At 72.7% G+C, this 13,152-nt stretch carries 12 protein-coding genes; 5 read left to right on the top strand and 7 right to left on the bottom strand.

From position 1 onward, the window contains the following. Positions 1–2: 2 nt before the first annotated feature. Positions 3–512, bottom strand: coding sequence for a ribosome maturation factor RimP (rimP, locus tag R2S09_RS13030; protein ID WP_306191568.1), 510 nt, complete (start codon positions 510–512; stop codon positions 3–5). A 218-nt stretch (positions 513–730) separates the two neighbouring features. Here rimP and R2S09_RS13025 point away from each other — a divergent pair, with 218 nt between their 5' ends. The 3 genes from R2S09_RS13025 (at position 731) to R2S09_RS13015 (ending at position 2,881) form a co-directional block, all read left to right on the top strand. Continuing rightward, positions 731–1,381, top strand: a complete 651-nt coding sequence (locus R2S09_RS13025; protein WP_316741061.1) for a hypothetical protein — start codon at positions 731–733, stop codon at positions 1,379–1,381. Beyond that, positions 1,378–1,857 (top strand): ferritin-like domain-containing protein, encoded by a 480-nt coding sequence (locus R2S09_RS13020; protein WP_306191570.1) that lies wholly within the window; start codon positions 1,378–1,380, stop codon positions 1,855–1,857. Before R2S09_RS13025 ends, R2S09_RS13020 begins: the two co-directional genes overlap by 4 nt. A 115-nt stretch (positions 1,858–1,972) precedes the next feature. Further along, the gene (locus tag R2S09_RS13015; protein ID WP_306191571.1) at positions 1,973–2,881 is read left to right on the top strand and encodes an aminoglycoside phosphotransferase family protein; all 909 of its coding nucleotides are present in this window, start codon (positions 1,973–1,975) and stop codon (positions 2,879–2,881) included. A gap of 192 nt (positions 2,882–3,073) precedes the next feature. Here R2S09_RS13015 and R2S09_RS13010 read toward each other — a convergent pair whose 3' ends face one another. From R2S09_RS13010 to R2S09_RS13000, 3 genes are all read right to left on the bottom strand, one after another. Beyond that, positions 3,074–4,774, bottom strand: coding sequence for a proline--tRNA ligase (locus R2S09_RS13010; protein ID WP_306191572.1), 1,701 nt, complete (start codon positions 4,772–4,774; stop codon positions 3,074–3,076). 110 nt (positions 4,775–4,884) lie between these two features. Beyond that, positions 4,885–5,469: a GNAT family N-acetyltransferase gene (locus tag R2S09_RS13005; RefSeq protein WP_316741052.1), complete on the bottom strand. Its 585-nt coding sequence runs from the start codon at positions 5,467–5,469 to the stop codon at positions 4,885–4,887. Positions 5,470–5,608: 139 nt separating this feature from the next. Next, the gene (locus R2S09_RS13000; protein WP_316741050.1) at positions 5,609–6,457 is read right to left on the bottom strand and encodes a GNAT family N-acetyltransferase; all 849 of its coding nucleotides are present in this window, start codon (positions 6,455–6,457) and stop codon (positions 5,609–5,611) included. Between the two features lie 230 nt (positions 6,458–6,687). On the opposite strand from R2S09_RS13000, the gene R2S09_RS12995 reads away from it, so the two are divergent. Beyond that, a complete protein-coding gene (locus R2S09_RS12995) occupies positions 6,688–8,541 on the top strand; it encodes a SpoIIE family protein phosphatase (RefSeq protein WP_316741049.1) in 1,854 nt (617 codons plus the stop codon). 91 nt (positions 8,542–8,632) lie between these two features. Here the strand turns inward: R2S09_RS12995 and ispG are convergent, their stop codons facing one another. The 3 genes from ispG to dxr form a co-directional block, all read right to left on the bottom strand. Beyond that, on the bottom strand, positions 8,633–9,790 hold the full coding sequence (gene ispG, locus R2S09_RS12990) for a flavodoxin-dependent (E)-4-hydroxy-3-methylbut-2-enyl-diphosphate synthase (RefSeq protein WP_316741048.1): 1,158 nt from the start codon (positions 9,788–9,790) through the stop codon (positions 8,633–8,635). A 169-nt stretch (positions 9,791–9,959) separates the two neighbouring features. Further along, positions 9,960–11,252 (bottom strand): RIP metalloprotease, encoded by a 1,293-nt coding sequence (locus R2S09_RS12985; RefSeq protein ID WP_306190357.1) that lies wholly within the window; start codon positions 11,250–11,252, stop codon positions 9,960–9,962. Positions 11,253–11,260: 8 nt separating this feature from the next. Then, a complete protein-coding gene (gene dxr, locus R2S09_RS12980; RefSeq protein ID WP_316741047.1) occupies positions 11,261–12,523 on the bottom strand; it encodes a 1-deoxy-D-xylulose-5-phosphate reductoisomerase in 1,263 nt (420 codons plus the stop codon). A 440-nt stretch (positions 12,524–12,963) separates the two neighbouring features. On the opposite strand from dxr, the gene R2S09_RS12975 reads away from it, so the two are divergent. Then, positions 12,964–13,143, top strand: a complete 180-nt coding sequence (locus R2S09_RS12975) for a hypothetical protein (RefSeq protein ID WP_372337766.1) — start codon at positions 12,964–12,966, stop codon at positions 13,141–13,143. The last annotated feature ends 9 nt before the right edge of the window (positions 13,144–13,152 follow it).

Raw genomic sequence — 13,152 nt, 5'->3', positions numbered from 1 at the left:
GGCTACGCCTCCTCCTCTTCCTTCATGTCCTTCTTGTCCTTGCGGTTGAACTCGACCTGCACGCGCGCCCTGGTCACGTCCGGGAAGCCGAGTCTGCGGGTGGTGGCCTTGCGGCCCTTGACCCCGGGCACTTCGAGGTCGAGGCCTTCGTCGTCGACCATCAGGATCCTGGCCACCAGCTCGCCGCCCTCGGCCAGCTGGAACTTCACCAGCCGGCCGGTGGCGCGCAGGTAGTGCCGGTGTTCGGTGAGGAGGCGCTCCGCGCCCGGGGTGCCGACCTCGAGGGTGTACTCCCCCTCGCCCATCGCGTCCGTCTCGTCGAGCTTCGCCGAGAGCGCGCGGCTCACATCGGCGATCTGGTCCAGGTCGGCCCCGGTGTCGGAGTCGACGACGACGCGCAGCACACGCTTGCGTCCGACGGAGTCCACGGCGATCTCTTCGAGATCCAGGCCCTGGGATGCGACGAGCGGTTCCAGCAGTTCTCGCAGCCTCTCGCTCTGGGTGGTGCTCATCCGGGTGACTCCTCGGCCGCGTGTGCTGTTGTGGGATGGTCGCGTGTCTGGTCAAAGGGTATCCGCTTCCAGGGGGTGTTGCCGTCCACCTGGCAGGGGTGGTGCCGCTGAGTCCTGCCCGTGGGGTGCGCGGGTACGGTGATCACGGGCCAGGGCCTGTTCGAGAGTCCCTGGCCGCGCTTCCCGCTCCGTTCCGTACGCACCCGAGGACGTCTGCCGTGCCGTTCCCCTCACCCTCGCGCGCCGCCGCCGGGCCGCGCAGAAGGAGCCTGCTCGCCTCGGCGGCGGGAGGCGCCCTGCTCGTGGGCTGCTCCGCCGGAGGCCTCGTGGGCTGCTCCGCCGGGGGCGACGACTCCGGCGGGGCGGGCAGCGGTCCGTCGCTCGCCGACCGGGTCCGCGCGGGTGCGGCCCGGGACAGTCAGGGGCTGGTGCGGCGGTACGACGCCGTGCTCGCCGCGCATCCCGCGCTCGCGGAGCGGCTGCGGCCGCTGCGGGCGGAGGTGGTACGGCATGTGGCCGCCTTCGGCGGGGCCGGGCCGGAGTCGCCCACGGCGTCGTCCACGGCCTCGTCGCCGGCGGGTACGGCCCCGCCGGCACCCTCCGGGACGGAGGGGACCGAGGCGGCGGCCGCAGCGGAGGGGTCCGAGGGACCTTCCGCCACCCCCGCGGCGCCGTCCGCGGTGCCCGCGAGGCCGAAGGACGCCCTCGCCGGACTCGCCGCCGCCGAACGGTCGCTCGCCGACCGGCGGACGGCCGCGCTGCTGGAGGTGCCGGGCGAACTGGCGCGGCTGCTGGCCTCGGTGGCGGCGGCCGGGGCGGCGCACGCGTATCTGCTGACGAACGAGGACGACGGGGACCGGGACAAGTGAGCGCGGCGACGGAACAGCGGCTCAAGGCACTCCAGGCCGCGCTGGCCGCGGAGCACGCGGCCGTGTACGGCTACGGCGTGGTCGGTGGCCGGATCCGCAGGGAGCGGCGCGCGGACGCCCGGGCGGCGTACGACGCCCACCGGGCGCGGCGGGACGCGCTGGTGCGCGAGGTGCGGGACCTGGGCGCCCGGCCGGTGGCCGCGGCGGCGGGTTACGCGCTGCCGTTCCCGGTGCCGGACTCGGCCGCGGCGGTCCGGTTCGCCGCCGAGCTGGAGGACCGGGTGGCCGGGGTCTACTCCGACCTGGTGCGGGCCTGCGACGGCGAGCGGCGGCGCGAGGCCGCCGGGGCGCTGCGGGAGGCGGCGGTCCGGGCGGTGCGCTGGCGCGGCGAGAGCGTAGCCTTCCCAGGTCTCGCCGAACGGGCGGGGGCCGGTACGGCGTCGTCCGGCAGCCCGTCGGCGACCCCGGCGCGGTGAGACGGACGGTCGGCGCACACCGGCGATGCAGGAGGCGCCCCGGCGCACGGCGACAGGAAACACGTCCACGCGTGCACGCGTGGCGTACGGCGGTCCAGGAAGGAACGACTCGCGCATGGCTTTCGAACCGCCGCAGCGGCTGGTGCGGGCGCTCGGTGAGACGGCACCGGACGGTGACGACTGGTTGGAGAAGCTGCCCGAGTTCGCGGGGCAGGCCGTCGCGGCCGGTGAGTTGACCGCCGAGCGGGTGCAGGTGCCCGGCGGGCGCAGCAGTCTGGTGGTCCTGGTGCGCAGGGCGGACGGGACTCCGGCGGTGCTGAAGCTGGCGCCGCCCCGGGCCCGCCCGGAGAGCGAGCGGGCGGCGCTGGCGCACTGGGCCGGGCGGGGTGCCGTACAGCTTCTGGCGGCGGACCTGGGCGAGGGGGCGCTGCTGCTGGAGCGGCTGCACCCGGACGTCTCGGTGCGGTCGCTGCCGGAGGCGCGGGCGCTGCTGGAAGCGGCGGGCACGCTGCGGCGGCTGTGGGTGGAGCCCCCGGAGGGCGAACTGGCGCACCCCTTCGAGACGGTCGAGGAGCGGACCGGGCGGCAGGCCGGGGCGATGCGCACGAGCGCGCGGACGGACGACGAGGTCGCACCGCTGGTCGACGCGGCGCTCGCGGCCCGCGGGGAGCTGCTGGCCGCGCCGCCCGAGCGGCTGCTGCTGCACGGCACGTTCCGGCAGAGCAAGGTGCTGGCCGGGGACCGGATGCCGTGGCTGGCCGTGGGGCCCGATCCGGTGGTCGGGGAGACCGCCTTCGACCTGGCGCGGCTGGTCCGCGACCGGGTGGAGGACCTGATCGCCTCACCGTCCGGGCCGGCCACCACCCGGCGCCGGATCAAGCGGCTGGCCGAGTCCCTGGAGGTCGACCAGGACCGCCTGCGGGGGTGGACGCTGTTCCGGGCGGTGGAGTCGGGGGTGCGGGCCCGCCGGGTGGGACGCCGGAAGGACGCCGAACTCCTGCTGGAGTTCGCGTCCTGGCTGTGAGGCAGGGCCGGCGTCCGTCTGCGGGTGCGCCCGGGCCGGCCGTGCGGCACCCCGCGCCCGGCGGTGCGGGGCACCTCTGCCACGCTCGGAGCGCTCGCGGGGGAGCACCCCCACCCCACCCGTGCCGCCCCGGGAACACCTCCCAGGCGTCGAGCACTGGGGAGGCACGACTGCCCGCGGCGACGCCGGCCGTCAGGCCGTGAGGCGGGCGATCGCCTCGGCCACCGGGAGTTCCTCGCGTTCGCCGGTGCGGCGGTCCTTCAGTTCCACGACGCCCTCGCCCGCGCGCCGGCCGGCCACCAGGATCTGCGGCACGCCGATCAGCTCCGCGTCGGTGAACTTCACGCCCGGGGAGACACCGGCGCGGTCGTCGACGAGGACGCGGACGCCCGCGGCGGCCAGCTTCTGCGACACCTCGAGCGCCAGCTCGGTCTGCAGGGCCTTGCCCGCGGCGACCACGTGCACATCGGCCGGGGCGACCTCCTTGGGCCAGACCAGGCCGTGCTCGTCGGCGTGCTGCTCGGCGAGCGCCGCGACCGCGCGGGAGACGCCGATGCCGTAGGAGCCCATGGTGACCCGGACGGGCTTGCCGTTCTGGCCGAGGACGTCGAGCTTGAGGGCGTCGGTGTACTTGCGGCCGAGCTGGAAGATGTGGCCGATCTCGATGGCACGGTCGAGCTTGAGGCCGGTGCCGCACTTCGGGCAGGGGTCGCCGTCCCGCACGACCACGACGTCCACGTACTCGTCGACCTCGAAGTCGCGCCCGGCGACCACGTTCTTCGCGTGCGTGTCCTCCTTGTTGGCGCCGGTGATCCACGCGGTGCCCGGCGCGACGCGCGGGTCGGCGACGTACTTCACCTTGGCCAGGCCCTGCGGGCCGACGTAGCCGCGGACCAGGTCGGCGCGGCCGACGAAGTCCTCCTCGGTGACCATCTCGACCACGGCCGGGGCGAAGTGCGCCTCGAGCTTGCCCATGTCGACCTCGCGGTCGCCGGGCACGCCGACGGCGACGATCTCGCCGTCCACCTTGACCAGGAGGTTCTTCAGGGTCGCGGAGGCGGGGACGCCGAGGGAGGCGGCCAGGGTCTCGATGGTGGGGGTGTCGGGGGTCGGGATGTCCTCGGCAGCGGGCACCCCGGAGGCGTCGACCGGCTTCACCTCGTACGTGATCGCCTCGGTGTTGGCGGCGAAGTCGCCGTTCGGGCAGTCGGCGAAGACGTCCTCACCAGCCTCGGCCGGGGCGAGGAACTCCTCGGACTTCGAGCCGCCCATCGCGCCCGCGGTGGCCGCGACGATGCGGTAGTCCAGGCCGAGACGCGCGAAGACGCGCTGGTAGGCCTGGCGGTGCAGGGCGTAGGACTCGGCGAGGCCCTCGTCGGCGAGGTCGAAGGAGTAGGAGTCCTTCATCAGGAACTCGCGGCCGCGCAGGATACCGGCGCGGGGCCGGGCCTCGTCGCGGTACTTGTTCTGGATCTGGTAGAGGATGACCGGCAGGTCCTTGTAGGAGGACGCCTGGTCCTTCACCAGCAGGGTGAAGATCTCCTCGTGGGTGGGGCCGAGGAGGTAGTCGCCGCCCTTGCGGTCCTTCAGACGGAACAGCTCGCCGCCGTACTCGTCCCAGCGGCCGGTCGCCTCGTAGGGCTCCCGGGGCAGCAGGGCCGGCAGCAGCACCTCCTGCGCGCCGATCGCGTCCATCTCCTCGCGGACGATCCGCTCGACGTTCGCCAGGACCTTCTTGCCCAGCGGCAGCCAGCTCCAGACGCCCGCGGCGGTGCGGCGGACGTAACCGGCGCGGACCAGCAGCTTGTGGCTGAGGACCTCGGCGTCCGCCGGGTCGTCGCGCAGAGTCTTCGCCATCAACTGGGACATGCGCTGGACCGGTGCGTTCGCCATCGTTCTCGTACTCCTGCCGGATGCGGGTCCCCCCGCTCGAGCGGCGCCCGGAGTGGGGGAAGGTGATGGCTAGGAGGTTAGCCGGGTGGGCTGCGGCGGTGGAAATCCGTTTAGCCGCGACCGCCCGTCCGGCGGCGCAGCGGCAGCGGGGCGCCCATCACGGCGTAGGGCTTCGGCGCGCTGGGGAAGAAGACCTGCCGGACCAGGTCCACGTAGCCGAGGGAGTGGTAGAGGCCGCGGGCCGGGCTGTCGGTGTCGATCGCGGAGAGGATCGAGCGGGGCTCGTCGGCGGTGTCGGTGATGGCGGTGATCAGGGCGCGCCCGATGCCGCGGTTCTGGTGCCGGGGGTGGACGTGCAGTTCGGTGATGACGAAGGAGTCGTCGAGCCAGTCCTCGTGGCCGCGGGCGCGCAGATACGGTTCGACGACGGTGGACCACCAGTGGGTGCGGTCGTTGGGCATGCCGTAGACGAACCCGGCGAGCCGCCCGTCGGCGGTGGTGGCGCCCAGCGCGCGGGCGCCCCGGCAGGTCATGTGGCGCAGCACGATCTGGCGGCGTACGGCGACCTCGTCCGGACCGAGTCCGAAGGCGACGGCCTGCACGGCGAGCGCCTCGTCGACGCGGGCCGGGAGGTCGAGCGGTCCGATCACGACGTCGTCGGGGCGGTGGAGGCCGTGACCGGGAAAGTGCACCATGCCGGGGAGACTACCCGGCATGCACCGGCCCCAGAACAGCCCGGCGACGCGCGGCCGGAACACCGGGCGCGGGAAGCGGCCACGGCAGCGGCAGGCACGGAAAGCCGCGGCCGGAACAGCGGGCGCAGACTGCCGTGGTTCAGAACAGCACGCTCATGAACGCCCCGACCTCCTGGAAGCCCACGCGCAGGTACGTCCGCCGGGCGGTCGTGTTGAAGTCGTTGACGTAGAGGCTGACCACCGGGGCGACGTCGGCCAGGGCGTAGCGCAGCACCGCCGCCATGCCGGGAGCCGCGAGGCCCCGTCCCCGGTACTCCGGCGCGACCCAGACGCCCTGGATCTGGCAGGCCCGGTCGGCCGCCGCGCCGATCTCCGCCTTGAACACGACCTTGCCGTGCTCGTCGAGGCGGGCGAAGGAGCGGCCGGAGCCGACGAGTTCGGCGACCCGGGCCTGGTAGAGCAGGCCGCCGTCCCCGGCGAGCGGGGAGACGCCGACCTCCTCGGTGAACATCGCCACGCAGGCCGGCATGATCGTCTCCATCTCGTCCTTGCGGACGCGGCGGACCAAGGGGTCCGGGGCGATGTCGGCCGGCATGCGATCGGTGACCATGAGCGGCTGGTGGGCGCGCACCTCGCGGGCGGGTCCCCAGCTGGGTTCGAGCAGCCGCCACAGCTGGGTGGTGGGTTCGGCGGGGCCGACGATGGAGGAGCAGCGGCGGCCGGCGCGCCGGGCGCGGTCGGCGAAGGCGCGTACGGCGCGCGGGGTGGCGCAGATCGGGACGAGGTTGGCGCCCGCGTAGCACAGGGATGTCAGCATGCCGTCCTCGTACCAGCCCCACATCTCACCGCCGAGCCGCCACGGGTCGAGGCCGGCGACCTGGACCCGGGACAGCACGAAGGCGTTCGCGACCGGCTCGCGGTCGAGGACGGCGAGCGCCGCGTCCAGGTCGCTCGGTTCGAGCACCCGTGAGGTGGTCTGGGTCAACACGTGTGGGGGCCTCATGCTGGGGTTCCGCTGATCTCCGCACTGTACCTGGCGAATCCGGGCGGCGCCGCCCCCCGTGGATGCCGGGCCACTGCCCCTGGAATGTGGCAGTTCGTACTGTTTTGGGTATGCGTTTTTCAGGCGCAGGCTTGGTCAGGCGCGGCTTGCTGATTGCGGTGATCACGGTGGCATCTCGCCGGACGACGGTCCGGGACGACGAGGGGGGTGGAGCCATGAACGCGGCGAGCGCGGCACTGGAGCCGGCCTTCCCCCTCGCGGTCCTGCGCGACCTGGGCATCGGCGTCTTCACCATCGACACCGAGGGCCGCATCACGTACGTCAACCCGTGGGCCGAGCGGCTCCTGGACCGGCCTGCGGAGCGGATGCTCGGCGACGACGCCCACGACCTGCTGCACCGGCGCCCCGACGGCAGCCCGGTGCCGCGCGAGGAGTGCCTGATGCGGACCCCGCTGGAGGACGGCCGGTCCGCCCTGCAGGGCAGCGAGGAGTACTTCCTGCGCGGCGACGGCACCACCGTGCCGATCATCTGGGCGACCACTCCTTTGCTGGTCGGGGGCCGCCGGGCCGGGCTGGTGGTCGTCTTCGACGACTTCAGCATGTATCGCGCGGCCGAGGAGCAGGCCGCCGCCCATACCGCGGCCCTGGAGGCGCTGACGGCCCGGCTGAACCTGCTGGCGGACGTCTCCTCGATGCTGATGTCCAGCCTGGACGCCTCCGGGCGGATGCGCCGGCTGCTGCGGGTGCTGGTCCCGGGGCTGGGCGACTGGGCGGCGGTGGCCCTGTGCTCCGAGCGGTCCGGGACGCTGGAGCGGGTCGCCGTCCGCTCTCCCGGGCATCCGCGCCGGGCCCGGCGGCTGGAGGGGTCGCTGCCGCTGCTGTCCTCCGCCACCCGCGAGGCGGTGGAGCGCGTCATCGCCGCCGACGAGCCCGTGGTGCTGACCGCCGAGGAGCTGCTCGATCCGCAGGCCCCGCTCGCCGCGACGCACGGGAAGCTGTTCGAACGGCTCGGCGGCCACTCGGCCGTGGTGGTGCCGCTGTGCGCCCGCCGGAACCGCTACGGGATGCTGACGGTGGGGCGCGCCGGGGACTCGCCCGCCCCGGCCAAGGCCGAGATCCGGCTGCTCGCCGACATCGGGCGCCGGGTGGGGCTGGTGCTGGACAACACCCGCCTTTACCAGGAGCAGCGCAACGTCGCCGAGACCATGCAGCGCCAGCTGCTGGCCCCGCTCCCGCAGGTGGACCATCTGCGGATGGCGGCCCGCTATCTGCCCGCGCAGAGCGCCATGGAGATCGGCGGCGACTGGTACGACGCGTTCCTGCTCGCCGAGGGCGTGATGGCCCTGGTGATCGGCGATGTGGTCGGCCACGATCTGAAGGCCGCCGCGCACATGGCGGAGGTGCGCAACATGCTGCGCGCCCTGGCGTGGGACCACCAGAAGCCACCCAGCCTGATCATGCGCCGCCTGGACGAGGCGGTGACGAACACCAGTGACGCGCCCATGGCCACGCTCGTCTTCGCGCGGATCGAGGGTCCCGTGGGCGGCCCGTGGCGGCTGAACTGGGTCAACGCCGGGCATCCGCCGCCGCTGCTGATCACCCGGGACGGCGACACCCGGTTCCTGACCGCCGGGCACGGCCCGCTGATCGGGATGAGCGCCACCCTGCACCTCGGCCTGAGCTGGCCGGACGCCTACGAGTACCTTCCGCCCGAGTCCACGCTGCTGCTCTACACCGACGGTCTGGTGGAGAGCCGCGGCCGGCCCATCGACCTGGGCATGGCCACTCTCCGCCACCACGCGTCGGTGCTGGCCCGGCGGCTGACCGAGAAGACGGTGGACGACTTCTGCGACGCGCTGCTGGAGCGCGTCAGGCCCAGCGGCGACGACGCGGCCCTGCTCGCGCTGCGGCTGCCGGCGATCGGCGCGGGCGCTCCCGGCGACCTGAGCCCGCCGCCGCCCCCGCAGTCGCCGTTCACCAGTCCGGCCACCCCGGACCGGGCCGCGCCCGGCTCCGTCCAGGAGGACGCTCCGGTGGAGGACCCGACGCGCCGCGCGCGGGAGGAGTGAGCATATCGGGAGCGCGGAGCCGGGCCGGTGCGCCGTACGGGGCTCAGCCCGCCGCCGTGTACGGGGCTCAGCCCGCCGCCGTGTACGGGGCTCAGCCCGCGACCGAGACCTCCGGCTCGCCGGAGGCCACGCCGTCGGCCTCCATCTGCTCGGCGATCTTCATGGCCTCCTCGATCAGGGTCTCCACGATCTTGGACTCCGGGACGGTCTTGATGACCTCGCCCTTGACGAAGATCTGCCCCTTGCCGTTGCCGGAGGCGACCCCGAGGTCGGCCTCACGGGCCTCGCCGGGGCCGTTGACGACACAGCCCATGACGGCCACCCGCAGCGGCACCTCCATGCCGGTCAGCCCGGCGGTGACCTCCTCGGCCAGCTTGTAGACGTCGACCTGGGCACGGCCGCAGGACGGGCAGGAGACGATCTCCAGCCCGCGCTGGCGCAGTCCCAGCGACTGGAGGATCTGGAGGCCGACCTTGACCTCCTCGACGGGCGGGGCCGACAGGGAGACGCGGATGGTGTCGCCGATACCCTGGGAGAGCAGCGCGCCGAAGGCGACGGCCGACTTGACGGTGCCCTGGAAGGCCGGACCCGCCTCCGTTACCCCCAGGTGCAGCGGATAGTCGCACTGGGCGGCCAGCTGCCGGTACGCCTCGATCATCACGACCGGGTCGTTGTGCTTCACGGAGATCTTGATGTCCCGGAAGTCGTGCTCCTCGAACAGCGACGCCTCCCACAGCGCGCTCTCCACGAGCGCCTCCGGCGTCGCCCTGCCGTACTTCTGCAGCAGCCGCTTGTCCAGCGACCCGGCGTTCACACCGATCCGGATCGGCGTGCCGTGGTCCCTGGCCGCCTTGGCGATCTCCCTGACCTGGTCGTCGAACTTCTTGATGTTCCCGGGATTGACCCGCACCGCCGCACAGCCCGCCTCGATGGCCGCGAAGACGTACTTCGGCTGGAAGTGGATGTCCGCGATCACCGGGATCTGCGACTTGCGCGCGATGGTCGCCAGCGCGTCCGCGTCGTCCTGCGTCGGACAGGCCACCCGCACGATCTGACAACCCGACGCCGTCAGTTCGGCGATCTGCTGCAACGTGGCACCGACATCCGACGTACGCGTCGTCGTCATCGACTGCACCGACACCGGAGCGTCCCCGCCGACCGCCACGGGTCCGACCTGGATCTGCCGGCTCTTGCGGCGCTCGGCGAGCTTGGTCGGAACGGACGGCATGCCGAGAGAAATCGCAGTCATCTGCTGTGCAACCCCAAGTCGTGGATCAAGGTCCGGCCCCGTTCAGCGGCGGGCTCCAGGCTTCGAGATTACGGCACGCGACCTTGGCCCAGCACATCCCCCACCCGTCAAACCACTCGTTGGAAGGCGGCCGACCGGGCCCGCCCCGCCGCCTTCCAACGGCCGGTGGCTAGGAGATTTTGACCGGGTTAACCACGTCGGCGATCAGGACGAGGATCGTGAAGCAGATGAAGACGCTCGCCACCACGTAGGCGACCGGCATCAGCTTCGCCACGTCGAACGGGCCGGGGTCCGGGCGGCGCAGCACCCGGGCGAGGTGGCGGCGCAGCGACTCCCACAGCGCCCCCGCGATGTGCCCGCCGTCCAGCGGGAGCAGCGGGAGCATGTTGAACAGGAACAGGGAGAGGTTGAAGCCGGCGACCAGCATCAGGGCCATGGCCAGCTGCTGGGTGGGCGGGATGTCCAGGGTGAAGATCTCACCGCCGACGCGGGCCGCGCCGACCACGCCCATCGGGGAGTCGGGCTGGCGGGGGGCGCCGTCGAAGGCCGCGTCCCACAGGGCGGGGATCTTGCCGGGCAGGCTCGCGATGGAGTCGACGGCCTCGCCGACGCGGTCGCCCATCCATGTCACGGACTGGCCGAGGTCCTGGCGGACGACGCCGGTGGCGGCGCTGAAGCCGAGGAAGCCGGCGGTGACGTACTGGCCCTGGACGATCTGGCCGTGGGAGTCCTTCTTGGCGACCTGGTTGGTGGCGATCTTCGCGTGCAGGGTGACGTCCTGGCCTCCCCGCTCCACCACGATCGGCACCTGCTCGCCGGGGTGGGCGCGGATGAGGTCGGAGAGTCGGTTCCAGTCGTCGGTCCTCACACCGTCGAAGGAGACGATCTTGTCGCCGGCCTTCAGTCCCGCGGCGGCGGCCGGGGAGAGCGGGTCGGACTTCGTGCAGCTGTCGCGGTTCTCGCTCTGGGCGATGACGCACTGGGAGACCGAGCTGACGGTGGTCGTCTGCTGGGAGATGCCGAAGCCCATCAGGACGGTGAGGAACAGCGCGACCGCCAGGATCAGGTTCATGAAGGGACCCGCGAACATCACGATGACCCGCTTCCACGGGGCGCGCGTGTAGAACAGGCGCTTCTCGTCACCCGGCCCGAGCTCCTCGAAGGCGGCCGAACGGGCGTCCTCGATCATGCCGCGCCAGGGCGAGGTGGAGCGCGCGGTGATCCGGCCGTCGTCGCCCGGCGGGAACATGCCGATCATGCGGATGTAGCCGCCGAACGGGATGGCCTTGATCCCGTACTCCGTCTCGCCCTTCTTCCGCGACCAGATGGTCGGGCCGAAGCCGACCATGTACTGCGGCACGCGGATGCCGAAGAGCTTGGCGGTGGACAGATGCCCCAGCTCGTGCCACGCGATGGAGACCAGCAGGCCGATCACGAAGACGACTATGCCGAGGATCATCATCAGGGATGTCATGCACGCGCCTCCGCGGTCGCCGTCTGCGCTGTCAGTTCCCGGGCCCGGGCACGCGCCCAGGCCTCCGCTTCGAGGACGTCCGGCACGGTCAGGGTAGTTCCCGTGCCGGGCGTGCCGTGCTCCTCGACCACTTGTGTCACGGTCTCCATGATCCCGTTGAAGGGCAGCGCGCCGCGCAGGAACGCGTCGACGCACTCCTCGTTGGCCGCATTGAACACGGCCGGGGCCGTGCCCGCGAGCCGCCCCACGTGCCGGGCGAGGCCGACGGAGGGGAACGCTTCGTCGTCGAGGGGGAAGAACTCCCAGGTCGACGCGGTGCTCCAGTCGAAGGCGGGAGCGGCGTCGGGGACGCGTTCGGGCCAGCCGAGACCGATGGCGATGGGCCCGCGCATGTCCGGGGGCGTCGCCTGGGCGAGGGTGGATCCGTCGGTGAACTCGACCATCGAGTGGACATACGACTGCGGGTGCACGACGACCTCAATGCGGTCGAAGGGAATGTCGTACAGCAGGTGTGCCTCGATCACCTCCAGGCCCTTGTTGACGAGGGTGGCGGAGTTGATCGTGATCACCGGACCCATGGCCCAGGTGGGGTGGGCGAGGGCGTCCTCGACGGTGACGTCCGCCAGCTCGTCCTTGGTACGGCCGCGGAAGGGGCCGCCGGAGGCGGTGACGACGAGCTTGCGCACATCGGCCCTGGTGCCGGCGGCGAGTGCCTGGAAGAGGGCGGCGTGCTCGGAGTCCACCGGGATGATCTGCCCGGGCTTGGCGAGGGCCTTGACCAGCGGGCCGCCGACGATGAGCGACTCCTTGTTGGCGAGCGCGAGGGTGCGGCCCGCCTCCAGGGCGGCGAGGGTCGGGGCGAGGCCGATGGAGCCGGTGATGCCGTTGAGGACGGTGTGGCAGTCGGAGGCCGCGACCCGGGTGGCCGCGTCCGGCCCGGCGAGGATCTCCGGGAGCGGTTCCCCGCTTCCGTACTCGGCGGCGAGCGCGTCGCGCAGCGCCGGTACGACGTCCTCGCGGGCGACGGCGACGGTCCGGACCCGGAGCCGGTGCGCCTGCTCGGCGAGGAGGCCGACCCGTCCGCCGTTGGCGGAGAGCCCGGTGACCCGGAAGCGGTCCGGGTTGCGCAGCACCAGGTCGACGGCCTGGGTGCCGATGGACCCGGTGGACCCGAGGACCACCACGTCCTTGGGCCCGTCCCCGGCGGCGGGATCGAACACGAGATGCGGATCGGCGAGAGGGGCTGGACTGTCGCTCATCCCCCCATTGTGGCGGCAAGGACCGGTGGGCAGGACAGGGCGTGCCCTTCCCGGAAGGTGAGTCGTTTCCCGGAAGGTGCGTCATCGGGCCCGAGCGCCGGGACATGGCGAAGACGGCTTCGCGTATACGGAGGCGCTGCCACGGCCAAGATCCTGATCGACATCGACGACCAGCTGCCGGCGGACGCGGCAGTGGTTCCCGGCACCAGGACGAAGACGGATGCCGTGATCGCGGCCCTGAAGGAGGCCGTCGACCGCGAGAAGCGCGCCCTCGCCGCCCTGGCCTCACCGGGGGGCGAGCCGACGCGGGTGACTTCGGCATTCTCCTGGACAAGAAAAACTACCGTCGGTGACCGCTGCTCCATGCCTCATGGACACGAGCGCCCTGGTCCGGATCCTGCGGCGGCCGACACGCTCCCGCCGAAAGAACCACCTGGATCGTGCAGCAGCAGCTCACCGCGAAGGGCCTGCACCGCTCGGCGGGCGCGGCGGACCTGCTGGTCGCCGCGCCCGCCGAGCTCCGGGGTCTCACCGTCCTGCACTACGACAAGGACTTCGAGACCATCGCGTCGGTCACCGGTCGGCCCGCCCAGTGGCCGGCGCCGCCGGGCAGCCTCTGATTATCCTCG

Origin of the sequence: Streptomyces sp. MK7 (genome assembly GCF_032658145.1) — a bacterium.
GTDB lineage: Bacteria > Actinomycetota > Actinomycetes > Streptomycetales > Streptomycetaceae > Streptomyces > Streptomyces spiralis.
Note: the sequence above shows the minus strand (reverse complement) of the source record. Positions and strands in the feature narration are given on the sequence as shown.

Bases quoted from the DNA above. Each gene is read 5' to 3' on its own strand.
- rimP (WP_306191568.1), bottom strand. From the start codon at position 512: ATGAGCACCACCCAGAGCGAGAGGCTGCGAGAACTGCTGGAACCGCTC.
- R2S09_RS13015 (WP_306191571.1), top strand. From the start codon at position 1,973: ATGGCTTTCGAACCGCCGCAGCGGCTGGTGCGGGCGCTCGGTGAGACG.
- R2S09_RS13010 (WP_306191572.1), bottom strand. From the start codon at position 4,774: ATGGCGAACGCACCGGTCCAGCGCATGTCCCAGTTGATGGCGAAGACT.
- R2S09_RS13005 (WP_316741052.1), bottom strand. From the start codon at position 5,469: ATGGTGCACTTTCCCGGTCACGGCCTCCACCGCCCCGACGACGTCGTG.
- R2S09_RS12995 (WP_316741049.1), top strand. From the start codon at position 6,688: ATGAACGCGGCGAGCGCGGCACTGGAGCCGGCCTTCCCCCTCGCGGTC.
- ispG (WP_316741048.1), bottom strand. From the start codon at position 9,790: ATGACTGCGATTTCTCTCGGCATGCCGTCCGTTCCGACCAAGCTCGCC.
- R2S09_RS12985 (WP_306190357.1), bottom strand. From the start codon at position 11,252: ATGATGATCCTCGGCATAGTCGTCTTCGTGATCGGCCTGCTGGTCTCC.
- dxr (WP_316741047.1), bottom strand. From the start codon at position 12,523: ATGAGCGACAGTCCAGCCCCTCTCGCCGATCCGCATCTCGTGTTCGAT.